The following is a 20,169-nucleotide window of genomic DNA, read 5'->3' on the forward strand; positions in this document are numbered from 1 at the left end:
AGAAGGGCGTTCCTGTGTCGGGGGGTGGCCGGGCATCATCGGAGGTGGAATGCCCGGATGAGTATACTCATCCGGGCAGGACAGGTCAGGCCATGTGCCGGTTTTACAGAACCACTCAGCGCTTGAAGCGGCCCCAGAACCAGCCAATGATCAGCGCCACGACAAACAGCCCGATCAGGTTGATGATCATGTCCATTCACGCCTCCCCGGTGGTTGAAGGATGAAAATGCCGCAGCCGGCTGGCATTGGCCACGACCGTCACCGAAGACAGTGACATGGCCAGCGCTGCCGCCATGGGCGAGAGCAGCTGATGAGTCAACGGGTACAGTACGCCAGCGGCCAGCGGAATCCCCAGTGCATTATAGCCAAACGCGCCCCACAGGTTTTGCCGGATATTGGTGAGCGTGGCACGGCTCAGGGCGATGGCATCCACCACGCCGTGCAGGCTGTCCCGCATCAGGGTGATTCCGGCTGACTGCAGTGCGACATCCGTACCGGTACCGACAGCAAATCCGACATCGGCCAGCGCCAGCGCGGGGGCATCGTTGATGCCATCACCGACCATGCCGACCACGGCCCTTTTATTCTGGTGGTCGCGCACTGCCTGTTGCTTGTCTTCCGGACGGCAGTCCCCCCGGTAATCATCAATGCCCAGCTCCGCGGCGACGGCGGCGGCCGTGGTCGCGTTATCGCCGGTCAGCATGACCAGGTGCAGTCCTTCGGCCTTGAGGCGCTGCACGGCGGACAGTGCATCATCGCGCAGCGGGTCGCGGATGGCATACAGCGCCATCAGCTGCCGGCCTCGGGCGAGGTACAGTACCGTAGGGGCACCAGACGCCCAGTCTGCCAGCGGGGCATCGGCCGCGGAAAGATCCACCTGATGCTCGGTCATCAGGGTGCGGTTGCCGATGCGCCACCATTGCTGCTGTGCATCACGCCCTTCCATGCCCCGCGCTGTCATCGAGCGCACGTCGGTCAAGGGCGCCGCCTGACAGGAAGACATGCCGTCCATGGCCAGCAATGCACCGGCGAGCGGGTGTTCGGAGCGCTGCTCCAGTGCCTTGACGACTGGTGACATGGTCGCTGCTTCTGTCTCTGACGCATGCCACTGGTGCTGCACCGTAGGCGTGCCACAGGTCAGTGTGCCTGTCTTGTCGATGATCAGGGTGGTCAGCCGACTGGCTGTCTGCAGTGCATCACCATCGCGGATAAGTACCCCCAGTCCGGCGCCCTTGCCGACCCCGATCATGACCGACAGCGGCGTGGCAAGGCCCAGGGCGCAGGGGCAGGCAATGATCAGCACCGACGTGGCTACGATCAGCATGTGCATGATGCGTGGGTCAGGCCCCAGGTTGAACCACACCAGCGCGGCGATCACGGCAATGATCATGACCGCCGGGACGAAGACTGCGGCCACCCGGTCGGCCAGCCGGCTGATGGGTGGTCGTGAATTCTGGGCATCGCGTACCTGGTGAATGATGCGAGCCAGGGTGGTGTCCTGACCGACGCTGGTGGCGGTATAGACCAGCGTGCCCTGATCATTGACGGTGCCGGCACTGAGGGTGTCGCCGGGCCGTTTGATGACGGGCATAGGCTCACCGGTCAGCATGGATTCATCGACCCGGCTTTCGCCTTCCTCGACCGTGCCGTCGACGGGAATCCGCTCGCCGGGTCGAACCCGCAGCTGGTCACCGCGCTGCACGTCCTCGACATCGACATCCTCGTCCTGTCCGTCGGTAATACGCCGCGCCGTCGGAGGGCGCAGATCGAGCAGGGCCCGCAGGGCCTCGGACGTGCGCCCTCGTGAGCGTACCTCGAGTGCCTGGCCTGCACTGATCAGGCCGATGATCATCAGTGGCGCTTCAAAATAGAGGTGTTTGGCCATGACAGGGAACAGGGTCGGGGCCAGCACCACGGCCATCGAATAGATCCATGCGGCCAGACTGCCCAGGGCGACCAGCAGATCCATGTTGGCCTGGTGGTGACGTACTGCCTTGAAGGCCGCACTGAAGAAGCCGCGCCCGGCGGTGACCATGACGCCCAGTACCAGGACGCCGACGCCCAGCCAGACCAGACGTTCGGAGCCTGCCAGATGCGGGTGGTGGAAAAACATCAATCCCATCAGCAACGCGCCGGGTACCAGCGCGAGGGCACTGTCACGGCACTTGCGGCGCCATTCCCGTTTGGCGTTGTCGCGCTGTGTGGCGTCCAGCGCCTCGGCATTCTCGACCGCACTGGCGCCATAACCGGCCTGTTCGATGGCAGCAATCAGGGCTTTGGCATCCACTCGGCCTTTCACCCGGGCACTGCGGTTGGCGAAGTTGACGCTGGCCTGATCAACGCCGGGCGTATGCTCCAGTACGGTCTGGATGGTAGCGACGCAGCCGGCGCAGGTGATGCCGCTCAGGGCCAGTTCGATGGTTTTTATCCGACCGGTCGGCGCCTGGTCAGTCGAGAGCGCTTCTGCAGGTACCGGAGAACACTCACCCTCGGTTGCGCTCTCCGTCTCCTTCATCGGGCTGGCGGAGGGGGGGAATCCTGCCTCCTTCAGAAGGTTGTCCAGTGCGTCATCGCCCAGCGTGGTCTGAACCTGCAGGGCCTTGTTGGACGGGTCACCTCCCACCTGTGCATGCGGATCCACCTCGGCAATGGCCCGACGCATGTTTGACACGCAGCCCTGACAGGACATGGCGCTGATATGGCGGTACCGGGTCGCCGGTGTGGCCGTAAAGCCGACAGCACCAATGGCATCGATGACGGTATCGGCGCGCTGGTCAGTCACCATGATCAGCGATGTACGATCAATGGTGATGTCGGCATCGGCGTCCAGCGCTTCCAGCGCCCTGCGGGTCTTGTTGACACAGCCACCACAGGACAGGCCGTCCAGGCTCAGGTGCAGCGTTGCGGGGTGTTCGGTCGGCATGAGTTACTCCTTGTCCGCGCCTGGCTGTTCGATAGTGGCTGCCGGGGGCTCCCAGTGTTCGATAAGACGGCACAGGGTGTGTCCGTCCGGGGCGGCATCCGGCATGGCTGACCAGGTTGCCAGCGCCTGCTCCATGCGATCGGCCAGCTGCTGAAGCTGATGAATTTCCTCACGTATTTGCGGAAGCCGCGCAGCGAGCAGGTCTCGCACCATCGGGCAGGGCGAATCGCCGTGCTCGGTATGGGCCAGGATGTCGCGAATCTCACGAAGACTGAAGCCCAGCGTACGCGCCTGCTGAATGAAGCGCAGCCGACGCAGGGCCTGCTCATCATAAAGCTGATAGCCATTATGCGGGTTTCGGTTAGAGCTTATTAAGCCTTCTCGGGTATAGTGCCGTACGGTTTCGGCCGTCACGCCGGCGGCGCTGGCCAGTTCGCTGACTTTTCTCATGGGGGCCTCACTGTCTGTCATGACCTGCAGTGTAAAACCCTGGTGTAACACAAGGGTCAAGCGATGTGAGCAGAGGGCTTCCGGCTCTCTTTAACAGCCCCGACCTTGGTCGTGCGGCCAAGGTCGGGATTGACCAGTGAGTCAGGTTCTTACACAACGGTAAGGGTGAAGGGGATCAAACGATCGTTTGACTCCAGGTTGCCACCTCATATGGCAGGGGATACAACAATGACTAAAACATGGGTACGTTTGAGCGCCGGCGTGGCGGGTGTCGGATTGTGCTGGCCGGCAATGGCTGGCGGGTTTCTGCTCAATGAACAGGATGTGGCCACGCAGGGCACCAGCTTTGCCGGTCGTGCATCCACACCACAAAATGCCGCGACGGTGTTCAATAACCCGGCCGGCATGTCATTTCTGAATCAGGCGCAACTGACCGTGGGTACGGTCTATCTGGCGCTTTCAAGCGATATCGATACGCAGCAGTCCACACAGCCGAGCCTGGCCGGCAGTGTACCGACATCCGGTGAAAACGACGGAGACATGATCCCCGGAAAGGCGATCCCTTTCGGTTATGTGGTGGTGCCTCTGGATGAACAGTGGACCTTCGGGTTTGGTGCCTATGTCCCCTATGGGTTGATCACGGATTACAGCAGCAGCTTCAAGGGGCGTTTCTTCGGCGACTACAGCGACGTGGAGGTCTTTACTGCGCAGCCTACCCTGTCCTATCGCTTCAATGACCAGTGGTCCGTGGGGCTGGGTGTCACCTATAACCGGATCAAGGGAGAGCTGGGCTCTGCCACACCTGATCCGACCGTGGGAGTTCTGGGTGAAGGGGATGTGAACGTCAAGGGCGACGACGAAGCCTGGGGCTACAACCTGGGGGTCATGTTCAGGCCGCAGCCCGGTACGACCCTGGGGTTGGCCTACCGCTCAAAGGTGGATTACACCCTCAAGGGCGATGTGACCTTCGACAATGTCGTGACCATCGCGCCGGGCGCCTCGGTGGATAGTGATGCGTCACTGGACATCACCCTGCCTGAAACCATCGAATTTGCCGTGACCCAGGTCCTGGATGAACGCTGGACGCTGATGGCGGGGGCTGCCTGGACGCACTGGAGTCGGTTCGACGAGTTGAATGTTGAAAATGACATCAGTGACATCAACGAGCAGGAAAACTGGAAGGACACCTGGATGTACTCCGTGGGGGCCAGCTATCAGTTGACGCCTGCGTGGGTGCTGCGCGGCGGGGTAGCCTTTGACGAGTCGCCCATGGACGGTGGCAACCGTTCGCCACGTGTGCCCACCGGAGATCGCTGGATCTATTCCGTGGGCGCGGGCTGGCAGCCGTCCGAGACACTCACCGTTGATGTGTCCTATACCTACTTCAACGAAAACAAGGCCTCTGTCGACATGCAGGATGCTTCACGGGGTACCTACAAGGCAGACTATGACAGCGATGGTCACGGATTTGGTACGCAGGTGACCTGGCGCTTCTGAACCCTGGTGAGTGTGCAGGGAAGCGCCCGGCCGCAGGCCGGGCGTTTTCATGAGCGCTCGAGCAGTTCCGGGTGTTGGTCGAGCAGCGTATTGGCCTGATCGATCAATCCGTTCATGTAGCGCATCAAGGCCTCGTAGGGGGCGGGCTCGGCCAGATCCACGCCGGCATCCCTGATCAGCTGATAGCCGCTGTCGGCCCCGCCACGTTTCAGTAGTGTCAGGTAGTCGGCACGGGCTGCCGGATCACCGGAGGCCAGACGGTCGGCAAGGGCGCGCGCTGCTGTCACCGAGGTCGCGTACTGATAGACGTAGAAGTTGTAATAGAAGTGGGGAACATACGCCCACTCGATGTTATAAGCCGGCTTGATTTCCATCACGCCCTTGTCCACACCGTAGTACTTGTGCAGCAACTCACCGTACATTCGGCTGAGGCGCTGGCCCGATAATGATCCTCCCTGTTCCACCACGTCATGAATCTCGCGTTCGAATTCGGCGAACTGGGTCTGGCGAAAGAAGGTGGCACGGAGTGATTCCAGAGCCTGGCCGATGTAGAACAATTTGTTTTCAGGCGTAGTGGCCGTAGCCATCATGTGATCTGACAGCAGCATTTCATTGACCGTCGAGGCAACCTCGGCGGTGAAAATGGAGTAGTCCGCCGTGGCCCAGGGTTGTGCTTCGGTGGCCAGCATCGAGTGAACCCCATGGCCCCATTCGTGGGCATAGGTCGATACGTCACCGAACCTGCCGTTGAAGTTCATGAGCACGTAGGGGTGCACGTCATAGGCAGCGCCATTCATGTAGGCACCGGAGCGCTTGCCCTTGCGCGGGTATGGGCTGGTCCAGTTGGCATGCAGGGCCTCGTCCAGCAGGGCCTGGTAATGTTCCCCCAGGGGGCGAGTTGCCTCCATGGTCAGCTGGCGAGCCTGGTCGAGTGTAAACTCCGGTGCCTTCTGGATCAGCGGCGGATAGATGTCGTAGTAATGCAGGGTCGTGACGCCCAGCAACCGCTGACGCAGGCGCAGGTAGCGCTGCAGGGTATCCAGGTGAGCATTGGCGGAATGCACCAGCTGGTCGTAGACCGCAACAGGTATGTCATTGCTGTCCAGCGCCGCGGACAGGGCACTGTCGTAATGGTGCAGGCGTGCCGAGGTCACATGAGCGGTCACGTCGTGGTCGAGCAGGGAGCCGAAGGTATCAGCATACTGGTGAAAGGTGGCCCAGAACGTATCAAAGACCTGCTCGCGCGCGTCGCGCTCATCGACCTTGCGCCAATGGGCGTATCCTGACGGGTCCAGGGTGCGTGACACCCCGTCAATGGTGATGGCGGGCCAGGGAATGTCGGCATTGGCCAGCAGGGCATAACTGTTTTCAGTCGAGGTTACCGGCGCCATGGCCGCCAGAGCCGATTCGGTGTCGGCGCTCAGGATATGCGGAGCACGCTCGGCCAGTCGTGTCAGAAAATAGCGGTAATCGGACAATGCCGGCAGTTTGGCCCATCGGGCCAGCTCATCCGGTGTCATGGCCGCCAGTTCCGGGGTGACATAGCCGGTAACGCTATTGAGCCGTGCCTGCAGTCGGGTGGTCTGCGCTGCCCGTTCCCGCTTCTTGCTACTGTTCAGGTCCTCATCGGCATCTAGGCCCGCGTACACACTCAGGCGCGCCGTGGTCTTCTCGATGCGGCCGATGGCATCCAGCGCGCTGGCCAGTGCTTCGGGTGATTGGCTCAGGGCGCCCTTGAAACGCGTGAGCCGATCAATGTCGTCGCGGGTACGGTCAAGGGTCTGCTGCCAAGCCGTCACGGAAGGATAGAGGTCGGCAAGTGCCCAGTGAGGTCTCGGTGGGGTATCTTCTGCCAGTGCCATCTGCAGGGGTGCGAGAGTCAATCCAGACAGCAGGGCGGTCGCCAGACAGGGGCGGAGCGTACGTCGTAACATCATCACCTCATCACAAAAGGGCTGCCGACTCCGGAGGCCGGTGGATAGAGCAGTGTAGTGTGCTCACGTGTGTTCCATGAAGCAGACAGGCCATGTTAAAGGTTGAGCAGGGATGTCATGTTTTAAATAAATGACCAATTTGTTTTATTCAAAGGGCTTCAACGGTAAATTGGCTCTGTATTGTAAAATAAAATCAACGTCACGGTTTCGAGGATTCTCATGTCCGCCTCAACGACAACTGATCATGTGGCCTCATGGTATGCGGCCAGTGCCCATGAAAGCCCCCATCGCCCGGCGCTGCAGGCGCACATCGACTGCGACGTCTGCGTCGTGGGTGCCGGATTTACCGGCATTTCGGCGGCACTGCATCTGGCAGAGCAGGGATATCGGGTGGTCGTCCTTGAGGCGGCGCGGGTTGGCTTTGGGGCTTCAGGTCGCAATGGCGGTCAGATCGTTAACAGCTACAGCCGTGACATGGATGTCATCGAGGCGAAGTATGGTGGTACAACAGCTCGCGCTCTTGGCGATATGGCATTTGAAGGTAACCGCATTATCCGTGAGCGTATCGCCCGCTACGGCATTGAATGCGATCTCAGGGAAGGTAACCTTTTTGCGGCCTGCAATGTTCGCCAGTTCGAGGGGCTCAAGGAGCACAAGGCGCTTTGGGAGCGGTATGGCCATAAGCAGCTTGAACTGCTGGACGACACCGAGACGCGCCGTGAGACCGGATCTGATCGCTATACCGGCGCACTGCTGGATCACTCCGGTGGACACCTTCACCCCCTGAATCTGGTGCTGGGGCAGGCAGCGGCCCTTGAAGGGCTGGGCGGGCAGATATTCGAGCACTCTCCGGTCGAGCGTATCGATTACGACACACCGTGCGTCCATACCGCTCAGGGGCAGGTGCGGGCCACCCGCGTTGTGCTGGCTGGCAATGCCTACATGACCGGGCTGCTGCCGAGCCTTGAAAACAAGTCCATGCCGGCCAGTACCCAGATCATTACCACCGCGCCGCTGACCGATGAGCAACGGCGCCAGTTGCTGCCCAATGACCGGGCCGTCGAGGACTGCAACTACCTGCTGGATTATTATCGGCTTACCGCCGATGGCCGGTTGCTGTACGGCGGTGGGGTCAGTTACGGCGGCCAGGACCCCAGAAGCATTGAAGCCGCGATTCGGCCCAAGCTCGAAAAGACCTTTCCCTGGCTCAAGGGGGTGGCCGTCGAATATGCCTGGAGCGGTACCTTTCTTTTGACCCTGAACCGGTTGCCTCAGTTTGGACGGATCAATGAGGGCGTGTACTACGCCCAGGGGTATTCCGGCCATGGCGTGACCTGCTCCCATCTGGCCGGACGGCTGGTGGCGGAAGTCATTCATGGCGAGAGCGGTCGCTTTGATGCCTTTGCCGGCCTGAAGCATCAGGTGTTTCCCGGCGGGCGTGCACTGAGCGTACCGCTGACCACGCTGGGTGCGTGGTATTACCAGTTGAGGGATCGGCTTGGCTGGTAATGCGCTGACATGACCATGTGCGAAAAGGGCCCCGTCGGGGCCCTTTTTCGGTGCAGCGTCAATGCAGCAAGGGGGAGGTGGCTGAACAACGCGAGTCGCCCGCCGTGCCATTACACGTGTCGTAGATACCAGTCGTACTCCAGTGTACTGACCCGCCGCATGGCCTGATCGCGTTCCGCCTGGCGATTGGCGGTGTAGACGGCGTGAAACTGCTCGCCGAACATCTCCTTCATCACCGGGTGGTGGGCAAACAGGGTCAGGGCCTGCTGCCAGCTGTTGGTCAGGGTAGGTTCGAGCTGGGTATAGGCATTGCCGGTGATGGGCGGCGGAGGCGCCGAACCGCTGTCCAGCCCGTGCAACACCGACCCCAGCAGCGTAGCCAGCAACAGGTAGGCATTCACATCGGCACCGGCCACCCTGTGCTCGATCCGTCTGGCCGCGTTGGGCCCGGAGGGAATGCGTACGGCCACGGAACGATTGTCATATCCCCAGGAGGGTGCCATCGGCACGTAAAGCCCTGGCTGAAACCGCCGGAAGGAATTCAGGTTGGGGGCGAGCACCGCCATGGATGCCGGCATCAGTTCCAGGACGCCGGCCACGGCGTGCTTGAGGGCGGTCGTACCCAGTGGATCATTATCATCGCTTGCAAAGATATTACGGCCCTGGTCGTCCAGCAGGCTGATATGTACATGGGCGCCGCTGCCGGCTTCCTCGCCATAGGGCTTGGCCATGAAGGTGGCTTCCAGACCATGCTTCTGGGCTACTCCCTTGATCAGGCGCTTCAGCAGCACGGCACTGTCGGCGGCCAGAAGTGCATCATCGCAGTGAATCAGGTTGATCTCGAACTGCCCCGGCGCGCATTCCTTCAGGGCAGTATCCAGCGGCAGGGACTGCACCTGCGCAGCGTACTGAATGTCCTCCAGAAAATCGGCGTACTCATCAAGCTCGCTGATCGAGTAAAGCTGGCTTTGCACCGCGCGCTCGCCGGTAGAAGGGGCGCAGGGAGGATGGATGCGGCCCTTGTTGTCGCGCTGGCGCTCAACCAGATAAAACTCCAGTTCCAGAGCGACCACCGGCGTCAGTCCGCGTGTACGAAAGCGCTCCAGCACGGCGTTCAACACGTGGCGAGGATCGGCAAAGAATGGGGTGCCGTCATTTTCATACATGCTCATCAGCACCTGCGCCTTGCGGCCTTCCTGGCGCCAGGGCATCAGGGCCAGCGTTCCCGGGATCGGGCGGCAGACCCGGTCGCTGTCGCCGGAATCAAGCCCCAGGCCGGTTTCCTCAATGGTATTGCCATTGATATCCAGAGCGAACAGGGAGGCCGGCAGATTGATGCCGCTGTCAAAGGCCTTGTGCAGGTTCTCGCCGGGGATGCGCTTGCCCCGCATGACGCCGTTCAGGTCACTGATCAATAGATCAATGGTGTCAATGTCGGGGTGGGCATCCAGAAATGCCTGCGCGCGCCGGGGCAGCGGTGACTCGGACATGGGCTGATTCCTTGCGGTGCCGTAGAGGTATCCCTCATCTTTCCGCTGTTGCAGTGGGGTTGTCAATTTTTTTAGTACAAGCGGCGCTATTGGCAGGCGGGCCTGGCAAGTTTCTTCAGCGAATTTTTCGCTTAGAGGTGCGAATATGGCGGTAAATGGTGTTCTGGCGCGAGAATGGCCACCGGGTAATGAGAGAAGGATGTTGAATAAAAGGCAACACCCATCCCCGCGTCGGAGGCGGGCTAAAAGGTTCTGGCCGGCGTGCAGCAGCTGACGATTCGGCAGGGAACCTTGCCGGCATTCAGGAACCGATGCGGCTGGTTGGTGTTGAAGTAATAGGCATCACCCACTACGAGCCGCCGGGTCTGTATGCCAATGGTAATGTCGATTTCGCCGTCGATGACTACCCCGGCTTCCTCGCCCTGATGGGTAATCATTTCGCGGCCGGTATCGCTGCCGACGGGGTAGGTTTCGATCATGAACGACAGGGCGCGGTCTCGGCGGTTGGCACCGACCAGTTTGTAAATCACGTTGTCACTGCCGATGTCCGGCAATTCGTGCTGGTGATAAAACACCTGGTGAGTGTTTTCGAAGTCCATCGTGAAGAAATCGCCCACGCTGATTGGAATGGCATCGAGAATCTTCTTGAGCGAGCTGACCGAGGGGCTGACCTTGCCATGCTCGATCAGTGACAGACTGGAATGCGTGACACCACAGCGCTTGGCCAGCTCTCGCTGGGAGATGCCGCGTAACGTACGCAGTGCCTTGAGCCTGGCGCCGACATCATCCGACATGAGCGATCATCCTTGTAGGTGAGGCGGGGTTCAGCTGCGAAAAATAGCATACTCGTGCCGTTGATACCGGCCCGAGAAGGTGATGGCCGGTTTCGACGCGGCATTGGCGTGGCCGCCCCCGCCGACGCGCTGCGGCGGGGGCGGGTCGTCAGGCTGCCCGGTTCAGAAAGGATGCCTCGATCAGCGCCTGGGTATAGGGCATGGACGGGTGGTCGAAAATGGCCTCGGTCGTACCCGACTCCACCACTTCCCCGTTCTTCATCACCAGCACCGTGTCCGACATGGCTCTGACCACGGCCAGGTCATGACTGATGAACAGGTACGTCATGTCGTATTTCTGCTGCAGGTCCCGCAGCAGCTCTACTACCGTTACCTGTACCGACCGGTCCAGTGCCGACGTGGGTTCATCCAGCAGCAGAAATTCCGGTTTGAGCACCACGGCGCGGGCAATGGCAATTCGCTGACGCTGGCCACCTGAAAACTCATGGGGATAGCGGGCGCGCATGGCCGGATCCAGTGAGACATCCTTCAACGCTTCCACCACGCGGGCGTCGCGCTCTCGACGAGACAGCTCCGGATGGTGGACCCGCAGGCCTTCACTGATGATTTCGCCTACGGTCATTCGCGGGGAGAGCGAACCGAAGGGGTCCTGAAAGACCACCTGCAGCCGTGAGCGCAACGGGCGCAGGGCCTTCTGATCAAGCCCCTCCAGTGCCTGTTGATCAAAGGCAATGGTGCCTTCACTGGGAAGCAGTCGAAGCAGGGCGCGACCCAGGGTCGATTTCCCGGAGCCGGATTCTCCCACGATACCCACGGTCTGGCCTCGCTTGACCTTCAGGCTGATACCACGTACTGCCTCGAAGGTGTCGTCGGGACCGAACATGCGCCGTTTTGTGGTGAAGCGGACGCGAATATCCCGGGCATCGAGCACCAGGGGGCTGTCCTCGTTGACCGGTACCTTGCGGCCTTTGGGTTCGGCGGCCAGCAGCATGCGGGTGTAGGCATGCTGCGGGGCATCGAAGACCTCGCGGGTCAGGCCGGATTCGACCAGATGGCCATGCTGCATGACACAGACCCGGTCGGCAAAGTGACGTACCAGGGTCAGGTCATGAGTGATGAACAGGATCGCCATGCCGTAGCGCTGCTGCAGGGACTTGAGCAGCTGCAGGATCTGGGCCTGCACGGTGACATCCAGCGCGGTGGTCGGCTCGTCAGCGATCAGCAGCTTCGGATCACAGGCCAGGGCCATGGCAATCATGACACGCTGGCGCTGACCGCCGGACAGTTCATGCGGATAGCTTTGAATGCGCCGTTCGGGTTCGGGAATGCCGACCTGTGTCAGCAGCTCCAGCACCCGGGTCCGTGCCTGGTCGCCATTCATGCCCTTGTGACGCCGAAGCACCTCGCCGATCTGGCGGCCGATGCGGTGCATCGGATTCAGTGACGTCATTGGTTCCTGAAAGATCATGCCGATGTCGTTGCCTCGCAGCCGGCGAATGGCCTTCGGGCTCAATCGGTTAAGGACCTGACCATCGAAGCGAATCTCACCCTCGATACGGGCGAGGTCGGGCAGCAGGCGCATGATGGCCGTTGATGTGACGGACTTGCCTGAACCGGACTCGCCGACCAGTGCCACGGTCTCTCCGGCCGGAACCTGAAAGCTGACGTCCTTGACGGCCTCGACGGCGCCAGTGGGCAGATCGAAGGAGACGGTCAGGTGTGAAATATCAAGCAGGGCTGACATGAAGCCTCCTCAGCGGGTTTTGGGGTCGAGGGCATCACGCAGCCCATCGCCCAGAAAGTTGAGACAAAACAGCGTCACGGCCAGAAATACCGACGGCACGATCAGCATCCAGGGTGCACTTTCCATCATGTCCTTGCCTTCGCTGATCAGTACCCCCCAGCTGGTCAGTGGTTCCTGCACGCCAAGCCCCAGAAACGACAGGAAGCTTTCCAGCAGGATGACCTTCGGCACTGTCAGGGTGACATAGATAATGACCGGGCCGAGGGTGTTGGGAATCAGGTGGCGTCGCACGATGGTCGGGCCGCTGACGCCAAGGGCATGGGCGGCTTCGATGAATTCGCGCCGTTTCAGTGCCAGGGTTTGCCCCCGCACGATACGGGCCATGTCGAGCCACTCGACGGCCCCGATGGCGGCGTAGATCAAAAAGATGTTCCGGCCGAAGACCACCATCAGCAGGATCACCAGAAACATGAACGGCAGGGAATACATGATGTCGACAAAGCGCATCATCAGGTTGTCGGTTCGCCCGCCGACGTAACCTGCCACGGCGCCGTAGATTACGCCGATCAGCAGTGACACGAAGGTGGCCATCAGGGCTACCGACAGCGAGACCTGACCACCGAACAGGGTGCGCACCAGCAGGTCGCGGCCGTTGGCATCGGTGCCGGCATAGTGGCCATCGGTCATGGAGGGAGCAGTCTGGAAGCTGTTCCAGTCGACCTCATCAAGCCCCCAGGGCAGCAGGTATGGCCCGATGAAACAGACCAGGGCCAGTATCACCATCAGGATCAGGCTGAGCATGGCGGCCCGGTTTTGCTTCAGTCGCCGCCAGGCCTCGCGCCCGAGGCTTTCACCGGTGTGCCTGTCCGGCCCCGAGGGCGGGTTGGGGGCGCCGGCCGGCAAGGGCGTGCCATCATGTTCGCCGCGGTAGGGCGTTGGAGTTGAAGATGTCATGAATGCCTCTCGCGGTTAGTCGTCATAACGAATCTGGGGGTCCAGTACGGAATAGAGCAGATCGACCAGCAGGTTCATGAGCACGATCAGTGCGCCATAGAACACCACTGTCCCCATCACGAGGGTGTAGTCCCGGTTCAGGGCGCCCTGAACGAAATAGCGTCCGATGCCGGGAATGCCGAAAATCTGTTCGATGACCACCGACCCCGTGACAATGCCGGCGATGGCCGGGCCAAGGTAGGATACGACCGGCAGCATGGCCGGCCTAAGGGCATGACGCATGACCACCTGCATTTCGTTCAGTCCCTTGGCCCGCGCAGTACGGATGAAATGGCTGCCCAGCGTTTCAATCATGGAGGCGCGCATCATTCGGGCGATGTAGGCAATCTGCTGAATCGACAGCGCCACCACCGGCAGCACCAGATTGGGCCATGCGCCGCCGTTCCAGCCGCCTGCCGGCAGCCAGCCCAGCAGTACCCCGAACACCAGTGCCATGATGGGGGCAATGACGAAGTTGGGTACGGCAATGCCGCCCAGTGCCAGGGACATCACAAAATAATCCGCCGCACTGTTGCGCTTGAGCGCGGCGATGACCCCCAGCGGCAGGCCGATGAGCAGTGCAAGGGCAATGGCGAGTCCGCCGATTTCAAGACTGACGGGAAAGCCCTGCATGATCAGCTCTGTGACCGAGAAATCCTTGTACTTGAACGAGGGGCCGAAATCGCCGTGCACCAGATTGTTCATGTAGCGCAGATACTGCATGGGCAGTGGTTCATCGAGGTGATAGACCGCTTCCAGGTTGGCTTCGATTTCCGGTGGCAACTGGCGCTCGCCATCGAACGGGCCACCCGGTGCCACGCGCATCAGGAAAAACGAAATCGTAATGACGATCAGCAGCGTAGGAATGGCAAAGGCCAGGCGTTTAAGGATGTAACTCAGCATTGATGCAGGCCTCCATGGCGGTGTGGCTCCATTGCCATGTCATTCTCCAGAGGTGGGTGGGGTGATGGAAAGAAAGCGCAGCGGGTGCTCATCCATGACGTTGCTTTCAAAGCCGTGGACCCGCGGCGAGACCAGATGGCTGGCCACGTATTCATAGATGGGCAGAACCGCATGATCGTCGAGAAGCTGCTGTTCGGCCCGGGTCAGGGCGTCAAACCGTGCCTCCGGGCTGGCAAGGGTCTCGCTTTCGCGGACGGCCTCGGTGAACGCTGCATTGGTGTAACCACTGCTTTCAGCGGCGCTGCCGCCCTGAGCCATGCTTCCGAGAAAGTCGAACGGATCGTTGACGGTGGCAATCATGCCATAGCGTGCCACATCGAATTGACCGGCATGGATGGCAGCGTAATGCACTGCCGCTTCGGAATTGTACAGGGTTGTCTCCACGCCGAGTGGTTTCCACATGGCGGCGACAGCCACAGCCACTTTTCTATGATCGTCGTTGGTGTTGTAGCGAAGCGTCAGCCTGAGCGGATGTGCCGGGCTGTAGCCGGCGTCCTTCATCAGTGCCTTCGCTTTTGAAAGCCGTTCCGGCCAGGGCGCGTCAAGCCCCGGCATGGTGGCATCCCCCTGGCCACTGACGGCGCCGGGCACGAACCGAGTGCTGGGGATCATGCCGGTTCCCAGTATCTTGTCGGTGATGATGTCGCGTCTGACGACGAGGTTCAGTGCTTCGCGTACGCGGGCGTCGGCCAGGGGGCCCTTGCGGACGTTGAACATGTAAAAGTACTCGCCTGCCCAGGGGCCCTGTTGCAGCGCCTCGGGCATGTTCGTCCTGAGCCAGTCGATCCGGCTTGAAGGAACCTGGGCCAGGGACAGGTCGATTCGGCCGCTTCGAAACCGGCGAATGGCGTCATTGGTATCTTCCAGCGGGTACATGACGACCTTGTCGAGTGCGACCGTGTCCGCGGCATAGAAGGCCGGATTCCTGTCAAGGGTCAGCCGGGACTGGGGGATCCAGTCCCCGAGGGTAAAGGCGCCACTGACCACGGTGTTTCCAGGCGTAATCCAGCGCTCTCCCCGCGTTATCACGTGCGCCGGCAGTGGGGCGGCTTCGGCCATGGCCATGGCTTCCAGAAAATAGCCGCTGGGGTGGTCCAGAGTAACCCGAAGGGTGCTTTCGTCCACGGCGTCCACTCCCAGTGATTCGGGGGGCGTCTTGCCCAGGTTGACGGCCCGGGCGTTGTGAATGGCGTAATACAGATTGGCATTCCGGTTGGCCGTGGCCGGTGTCAGCAACCGGCGGAGGCTGAAAACGGCGTCTTCGGCAGTAATCGGGGTGCCATCGGACCAGCGCGCATCACGCAGATGAAAGGTCCATACCGTGCCATCTGCCGAAACGTCCCATGAACGGGCTAGCCCGGGTATCAGCGTGCCGTCGGCAGCCACATCCACCAGCCGGTCAAACAGCGCCTTCTGGATGCGCGCGTCCCACTGGTTGTTGGATTTCTGCGGGTCAAGTGATCCCGGTTCCCCTTCATTATCCACATGCAGTGTAGCGGCCTGGCCGCTGCCGGCCGCAAGGCTCAGCAGCAGGGCAAGGACTCGGCATCGTCGCAGCGTCATGGTCAGCTCCCCCGTGGTGGTTACTGGGTGTTTTTAAAGTGCATCCAGCGCGACAGGTGGCGATTGAGGGCGTTGTCGGCAAAGCCTTCAATGTCGGGTTTAACCAGGTTACGGGACGTGTCGATGTACACCGGCAGCACGGCATAGTCGTCCAGCATCTGCTGTTCAGCCTGCTGAAGCACGTCCTGACGGGCATCCAGGTCCTGCGTGGTGGCTGCCTTCTCCATCAGCGTATCGAAGGCCTCGCTGTGATAACCGCCGTAATTCTTGACGGCATCGCTTGTTAGAATACCGAGGAAGTTGGAGGCGTCATCGAAGTCGGCAACCCAGCTGGCCCGGCCGACATCGAACTTGCCGGCGGCCAGGTCTGCGTAGTGAACGCGGCCTTCGGCATTGATCAGTTGCGTTTTGACACCCAGTGGTTTCCACATTGCAGCCAGCGCCACGGCAATGCGCTTGTTGGCTTCGGTGGTCGAATAGCGAAGCTCCAGTGTCAGCGGCTTGTCCGGTCCGTAACCGGCTTCCTCGAGCAGGCGGCGTGCGCGTGCCTGACGGGCCTTCATGTCCGGCCCCATGCCGGGCATCGAGCGGGCATCGTAATGGGCTACGCCATCAGGCACGAAACTGCTGGACGCCGTTACGGTGCCGCCCATGATGTGCCTTGCAATGACATCGCGAGCCACGGCCAGGTTGAGTGCTTCGCGGACGCGCCGGTCGGCGGTAGGGTGCCCGGGGCGCTGATTCAGGGCGAAATAGTAATTGGCCAGCTGCGGAGCAAGGTGTACTGCGCCGGGTAACTGCTCTTTCAGGGCATCAATGCGTGCCGGTGGAAAGTCGCGCACGATATCGAGTTCGCCGGAGCGAAAGCGGGTCAGGCCTGAATTGCGGTTCTCGATCGGGTAGAAGTTGACGCCCTCGAGGCTGACCGAGTCCGCATCATGGAAGTTGTCATTCCTGACAGTGGTCAGGTGATCCTGAGAGACCCATTTGACAGGAGTAAAGGCACCGTTGGTGGTGATGTGCTCCATGCTGGCCCAGTCCTTCCCGTAGCGCTTGATTACATGTGCCGGAACCGGTGAGGCGGCAATGTGTGCAAGAAGTGTGGGGAAGTAGGGCGTGGGCTGGTTCAGGTGAAACACCAGTGTATGGTCATCCGGTGTGTCGATGCCCAGCGCATCCATGGATTCCTCGCCTTTGGTAATCGGCTCGGCACCTCGGATCGGGTAGAAAAGGCTGGCGTAAACGGCGCCATTTTCAGGCATGAACAAACGGGAAAAGGCCAGTTTGAAATCCTGAGCGGTCACGGGAGCGCCGTCCGACCATTTGGCGTCATCGCGCAGGTGAAACGTCCAGCTCAGGCCGTCATCGGACACGCGCCAGTCTCTGGCAACACCGGGCACATACTGACCTTCGGGGTCCAGTGTCACCAGCCCTTCATAAATATCTCCCAGAATATCGTTTTCCCAGACACTGCCTCCGATCCGGGCGGTATCCAGTGAGGCGGGTTCGCCCTGGGTGCCGATATTCAGGGTGGCGGCCTGGACCTGGCTGAGCGACAGGCCCAGCAGGGCGGCCAGCAGCAGCGGACGACGCAGCCCGCGGCGTGACGAATAGAGCATGGGGATTACTCCTGACGTAATAAACGAGTCAAAGGGCATCGCAGCCGGAAGCGGCGTTGCCGGTAGTGTAGCGTCGTACGACAGCCAGCTCGCGGGCATATCGACTGCCCTCAATCTGCTGACACTCGATATGGGCGTTGTTGGTTGGCGCATGCAGCAGGGTGTCATCGCCGAGATACAGGCCGACGTGATCAATCCGCAGGTTTCCCTTTCGATCCGGGCGTTCAAAGAAGAGTAGATCCCCCGGTCGTTGCTGACCTGGCGTAATGGCGTCGCCGCCGAGTGCCTGGTCGCAGGCGTCGCGGGGAATTTTGATGTTTCGGCCCAGAAATACCGTGTGCGTGAAGCCGGAGCAGTCTAGCCCCAGCGGGCTGTTACCGGCCCACAGATAGCGCAGGCCCATGAACGAGCGTGCCAGATGCAAAAGGGCGTCAGGGCCATGGTCGTCAATATCGTCCAGGCGCATCAGTGCACGGGTCGGCAGGGTGCCAGACCCCAGCGGTGTCTCCACGTGAGCCGACTCTGAGGTCATGTCGCGCACCGTGAGCCGGGTCAGAAACAGCAGTGGCAGCAACGTGCCGTTGTCCAGCGCCAGCGTCGCGCCCTCCCGTGTCACTCGGTAAGGCATCCCCTGTTCGCGAGATGGTGTGGCGAGGTGCGCCATGGGCAGCCAGCCCGGGTAGCCGCGGGCTGGTACGCCGGTTGGCTGATCCAGCACCCTGACTCTGGCCCACTCTCCCTCGCGGGCGAGGACGGTCACCGGGGTGTTGAACAGGGCCTGGGTGACCAGTCGCTTGTCTTGGCACAGGCCCAGCCGGTCCTGATCGGTCATGTCATCAAGCCAGCCCGACATGTCCGGCGCAGGGGCTGTCGAGCGTCTGTCCACCGGGCGAGGAGCCCGGGGAGAGGCCCACAGGTTGGCCAGCGTTACCGCAATACGCACGCGGCTTATTCCTTGAAGCTTACCCAGCGTGAAGGGTGGTTATCCTTCACGTTGTCTTCCCAGCCCTCAAGGTCGGGATTGACCAGGTTGCGGGTCACGTAAAACAGTAGCGGTGCCACGGCGTTATCCTGCATGGCAATGGCTTCGGCGTGTTCGAGCAGTTTTTCACGAGCGGCCGGGTCGGCGGTGTTGGCGGCTTTTTTCATGTCCGCATCGAAGGCGGGGCTTGAGTAGGCGCCATAGTTGTTGCCTGCCCCGGTGGACAGCAGACTCAGGAAGTTTTCGGCGTCATCGTAATCGGCAATCCAGGCGGCACGGGCGACGTTAAAATCACCTTCGGCAATGGCCTGGTAGTGCACGGTGGCTTCAGCCTGTTGCAGCTGGGTTTTAACGCCCAGCGGCTTCCACATCGCCGCCACGGCAATCGCGATTTTCTTGTGTTCATCGCTTGAGTTGTAGCGCAGGTTCAGCGTTAGCGGGTGGTCCGGCCCGTATCCGGCGTCCTTCATCAGGGCCCTGGCACGTTTCATGCGCTCGGCCATGGGCTCGCCCTTGAAGGCTAGCGGCTGGCGGGTGTAGTTGTTCACCCCCGGTGGTACAAAGGCGTAGGCCGGCAGGAAGGTGCCGCCCATGATCTGTTTGGCCAGCACATCGCGGCGAATGGCCAGGTTGAGGGCTTCACGCACTCTGGGGTCTGCCGTCGGCTCGCCCTTGCGCTGATTGAAGACGTAATAATAATTGCCCAGCATGGGGCTCATGTGGGTGGCATCGGGAAGGTTTTCCTTCAGCCACTGATAGCGGTTGGAGGGATATTCCCGCAGGACATCAAACTGGCCTGAACGAAAGCGGGAGATCCCGGCATTCCGGTCTTCGGATGTGAAGTAATTGACGCCATCAAGCGCCACCTGGCTGACATCGTAATAGGCCGGGTTCTTTTCGGTCGTGATGCGAGACTGGGAGACCCACTGGACCGGATGAAAGGCGCCGTTGGTGGCAATGTGCTCCATCCCGGTCCAGTCCTTGCCGTACTTTTCCACCAGATGCTTCGGCTGCGGAAACGCGGTGTAGTGAGCCATCAACTGCAGGAAATAGGGGGTTGGCTGGTTAAGCGTGACCTCAAGCGTCTTGCCGTTATCGCGGGAGGCAACGCCCAGAGCGTCCAGCGGCTGCTTGCCGGTGCTGACGGCTTCGGCATTCTTGATCGGGTACAGGTTATAGGCGTACTTGGAGGCGTTGGCCGGGTTGAGCAGGTGGCGCCAGCCAAAGACAAAGTCGTCGGCGGTTACCGGCGTACCGTCGGACCACTTCGCGCCGTCTCTCATGTGAAATGTCCAGGTCAGACCATCGTCACTGGTTTCCCAGGAGGTGGCCATGCCCGGCAGCAGTTTACCGCTCGGGTTTTCCTTGACCAGCCCTTCGTAGACATCCATCAGGATGTCCGATTCCCATGTGCCACCGGAGACCTGAGAGGTATCAAAGGAGGCCAGTTCGCCGATTGCGCCGATGTTCAAGGTGCGGGCCAGTGCCGGGGTAGTGGCAAGGGCAGACGTCATGGTCAGGGTGGCAACCATGAGCCGGACAGAATTTTTCATGAAATATCCTGACAGTATTGTTTGTTGTAATAAGGACAGTTCGGACCTTTTTGAGCATCTGAAGGTCGCTGAGAGCAAAGCTGACCATAGCGTCAGGAATGATGGATTGTCTACTGCGGCGAGTGGACCGGCCATTAAAAAACAAGTGTTTTCTA

14 protein-coding genes are annotated in these 20,169 nt (G+C 60.8%); 2 read left to right on the forward strand and 12 right to left on the reverse strand.

Features of this window, described 5'->3' with window-relative positions; all coding sequences use genetic code 11:
- Positions 1 to 196: 196 nt before the first annotated feature.
- Positions 197 to 2,923, reverse strand: coding sequence for a heavy metal translocating P-type ATPase (locus NAT21_RS12355; protein ID WP_250938852.1), 2,727 nt, complete (start codon positions 2,921 to 2,923; stop codon positions 197 to 199).
- A 3-nt stretch (positions 2,924 to 2,926) separates the two neighbouring features.
- Complete coding sequence (locus tag NAT21_RS12360; protein WP_250938853.1) at positions 2,927 to 3,373, reverse strand: MerR family transcriptional regulator; 447 nt, start codon at positions 3,371 to 3,373, stop codon at positions 2,927 to 2,929.
- A gap of 228 nt (positions 3,374 to 3,601) precedes the next feature.
- On the opposite strand from NAT21_RS12360, the gene NAT21_RS12365 reads away from it, so the two are divergent.
- Complete coding sequence (locus tag NAT21_RS12365) at positions 3,602 to 4,870, forward strand: OmpP1/FadL family transporter (protein WP_250938854.1); 1,269 nt, start codon at positions 3,602 to 3,604, stop codon at positions 4,868 to 4,870.
- A 47-nt stretch (positions 4,871 to 4,917) separates the two neighbouring features.
- On the opposite strand, the gene NAT21_RS12370 is transcribed toward NAT21_RS12365, so the two are convergent.
- The gene (locus NAT21_RS12370; protein ID WP_250938855.1) at positions 4,918 to 6,804 is read right to left on the reverse strand and encodes a M3 family oligoendopeptidase; all 1,887 of its coding nucleotides are present in this window, start codon (positions 6,802 to 6,804) and stop codon (positions 4,918 to 4,920) included.
- 219 nt (positions 6,805 to 7,023) lie between these two features.
- Between NAT21_RS12370 and NAT21_RS12375 the strand changes: the two genes are divergently transcribed.
- Positions 7,024 to 8,313 (forward strand): NAD(P)/FAD-dependent oxidoreductase, encoded by a 1,290-nt coding sequence (locus NAT21_RS12375; protein WP_250938857.1) that lies wholly within the window; start codon positions 7,024 to 7,026, stop codon positions 8,311 to 8,313.
- Positions 8,314 to 8,423: 110 nt separating this feature from the next.
- Here NAT21_RS12375 and NAT21_RS12380 read toward each other — a convergent pair whose 3' ends face one another.
- From NAT21_RS12380 to NAT21_RS12420, 9 genes are all read right to left on the reverse strand, one after another.
- Positions 8,424 to 9,803 (reverse strand): glutamine synthetase family protein, encoded by a 1,380-nt coding sequence (locus NAT21_RS12380; protein ID WP_250938859.1) that lies wholly within the window; start codon positions 9,801 to 9,803, stop codon positions 8,424 to 8,426.
- Between the two features lie 242 nt (positions 9,804 to 10,045).
- Entirely contained in the window at positions 10,046 to 10,597 is a 552-nt protein-coding gene (locus tag NAT21_RS12385) for a cupin domain-containing protein (protein ID WP_250938861.1), read from the reverse strand.
- 148 nt (positions 10,598 to 10,745) lie between these two features.
- Positions 10,746 to 12,341, reverse strand: a complete 1,596-nt coding sequence (locus NAT21_RS12390; RefSeq protein WP_250938863.1) for an ABC transporter ATP-binding protein — start codon at positions 12,339 to 12,341, stop codon at positions 10,746 to 10,748.
- A gap of 9 nt (positions 12,342 to 12,350) precedes the next feature.
- Positions 12,351 to 13,295, reverse strand: coding sequence for an ABC transporter permease subunit (locus NAT21_RS12395; RefSeq protein WP_250938865.1), 945 nt, complete (start codon positions 13,293 to 13,295; stop codon positions 12,351 to 12,353).
- A gap of 15 nt (positions 13,296 to 13,310) precedes the next feature.
- Positions 13,311 to 14,237: an oligopeptide ABC transporter permease OppB gene (gene oppB / locus NAT21_RS12400; RefSeq protein ID WP_250938867.1), complete on the reverse strand. Its 927-nt coding sequence runs from the start codon at positions 14,235 to 14,237 to the stop codon at positions 13,311 to 13,313.
- A 39-nt stretch (positions 14,238 to 14,276) separates the two neighbouring features.
- A complete protein-coding gene (locus NAT21_RS12405; protein ID WP_250938869.1) occupies positions 14,277 to 15,860 on the reverse strand; it encodes a peptide ABC transporter substrate-binding protein in 1,584 nt (527 codons plus the stop codon).
- Positions 15,861 to 15,880: 20 nt separating this feature from the next.
- Positions 15,881 to 17,479: a peptide ABC transporter substrate-binding protein gene (locus NAT21_RS12410; RefSeq protein WP_250938870.1), complete on the reverse strand. Its 1,599-nt coding sequence runs from the start codon at positions 17,477 to 17,479 to the stop codon at positions 15,881 to 15,883.
- Between the two features lie 28 nt (positions 17,480 to 17,507).
- The gene (locus NAT21_RS12415) at positions 17,508 to 18,422 is read right to left on the reverse strand and encodes a C40 family peptidase (RefSeq protein WP_250938871.1); all 915 of its coding nucleotides are present in this window, start codon (positions 18,420 to 18,422) and stop codon (positions 17,508 to 17,510) included.
- 5 nt (positions 18,423 to 18,427) lie between these two features.
- Complete coding sequence (locus NAT21_RS12420) at positions 18,428 to 20,014, reverse strand: peptide ABC transporter substrate-binding protein (protein WP_250938872.1); 1,587 nt, start codon at positions 20,012 to 20,014, stop codon at positions 18,428 to 18,430.
- Between the last annotated feature and the right edge of the window lie 155 nt (positions 20,015 to 20,169).

The organism is Larsenimonas rhizosphaerae (assembly GCF_023700005.1).
Classification (GTDB): Bacteria; Pseudomonadota; Gammaproteobacteria; order Pseudomonadales; family Halomonadaceae; genus Larsenimonas; species Larsenimonas rhizosphaerae.

Excerpts from the sequence above, each read along its gene's own strand:
- NAT21_RS12355 (WP_250938852.1), bottom strand. The coding sequence starts at position 2,923 with ATGCCGACCGAACACCCCGCAACGCTGCACCTGAGCCTGGACGGCCTG.
- NAT21_RS12360 (WP_250938853.1), bottom strand. The coding sequence starts at position 3,373 with ATGAGAAAAGTCAGCGAACTGGCCAGCGCCGCCGGCGTGACGGCCGAA.
- NAT21_RS12365 (WP_250938854.1), top strand. The coding sequence starts at position 3,602 with ATGACTAAAACATGGGTACGTTTGAGCGCCGGCGTGGCGGGTGTCGGA.
- NAT21_RS12370 (WP_250938855.1), bottom strand. The coding sequence starts at position 6,804 with ATGTTACGACGTACGCTCCGCCCCTGTCTGGCGACCGCCCTGCTGTCT.
- NAT21_RS12375 (WP_250938857.1), top strand. The coding sequence starts at position 7,024 with ATGTCCGCCTCAACGACAACTGATCATGTGGCCTCATGGTATGCGGCC.
- NAT21_RS12380 (WP_250938859.1), bottom strand. The coding sequence starts at position 9,803 with ATGTCCGAGTCACCGCTGCCCCGGCGCGCGCAGGCATTTCTGGATGCC.
- NAT21_RS12385 (WP_250938861.1), bottom strand. The coding sequence starts at position 10,597 with ATGTCGGATGATGTCGGCGCCAGGCTCAAGGCACTGCGTACGTTACGC.
- NAT21_RS12390 (WP_250938863.1), bottom strand. The coding sequence starts at position 12,341 with ATGTCAGCCCTGCTTGATATTTCACACCTGACCGTCTCCTTCGATCTG.
- NAT21_RS12395 (WP_250938865.1), bottom strand. The coding sequence starts at position 13,295 with ATGACATCTTCAACTCCAACGCCCTACCGCGGCGAACATGATGGCACG.
- oppB (WP_250938867.1), bottom strand. The coding sequence starts at position 14,237 with ATGCTGAGTTACATCCTTAAACGCCTGGCCTTTGCCATTCCTACGCTG.
- NAT21_RS12405 (WP_250938869.1), bottom strand. The coding sequence starts at position 15,860 with ATGACGCTGCGACGATGCCGAGTCCTTGCCCTGCTGCTGAGCCTTGCG.
- NAT21_RS12410 (WP_250938870.1), bottom strand. The coding sequence starts at position 17,479 with ATGCTCTATTCGTCACGCCGCGGGCTGCGTCGTCCGCTGCTGCTGGCC.
- NAT21_RS12420 (WP_250938872.1), bottom strand. The coding sequence starts at position 20,014 with ATGAAAAATTCTGTCCGGCTCATGGTTGCCACCCTGACCATGACGTCT.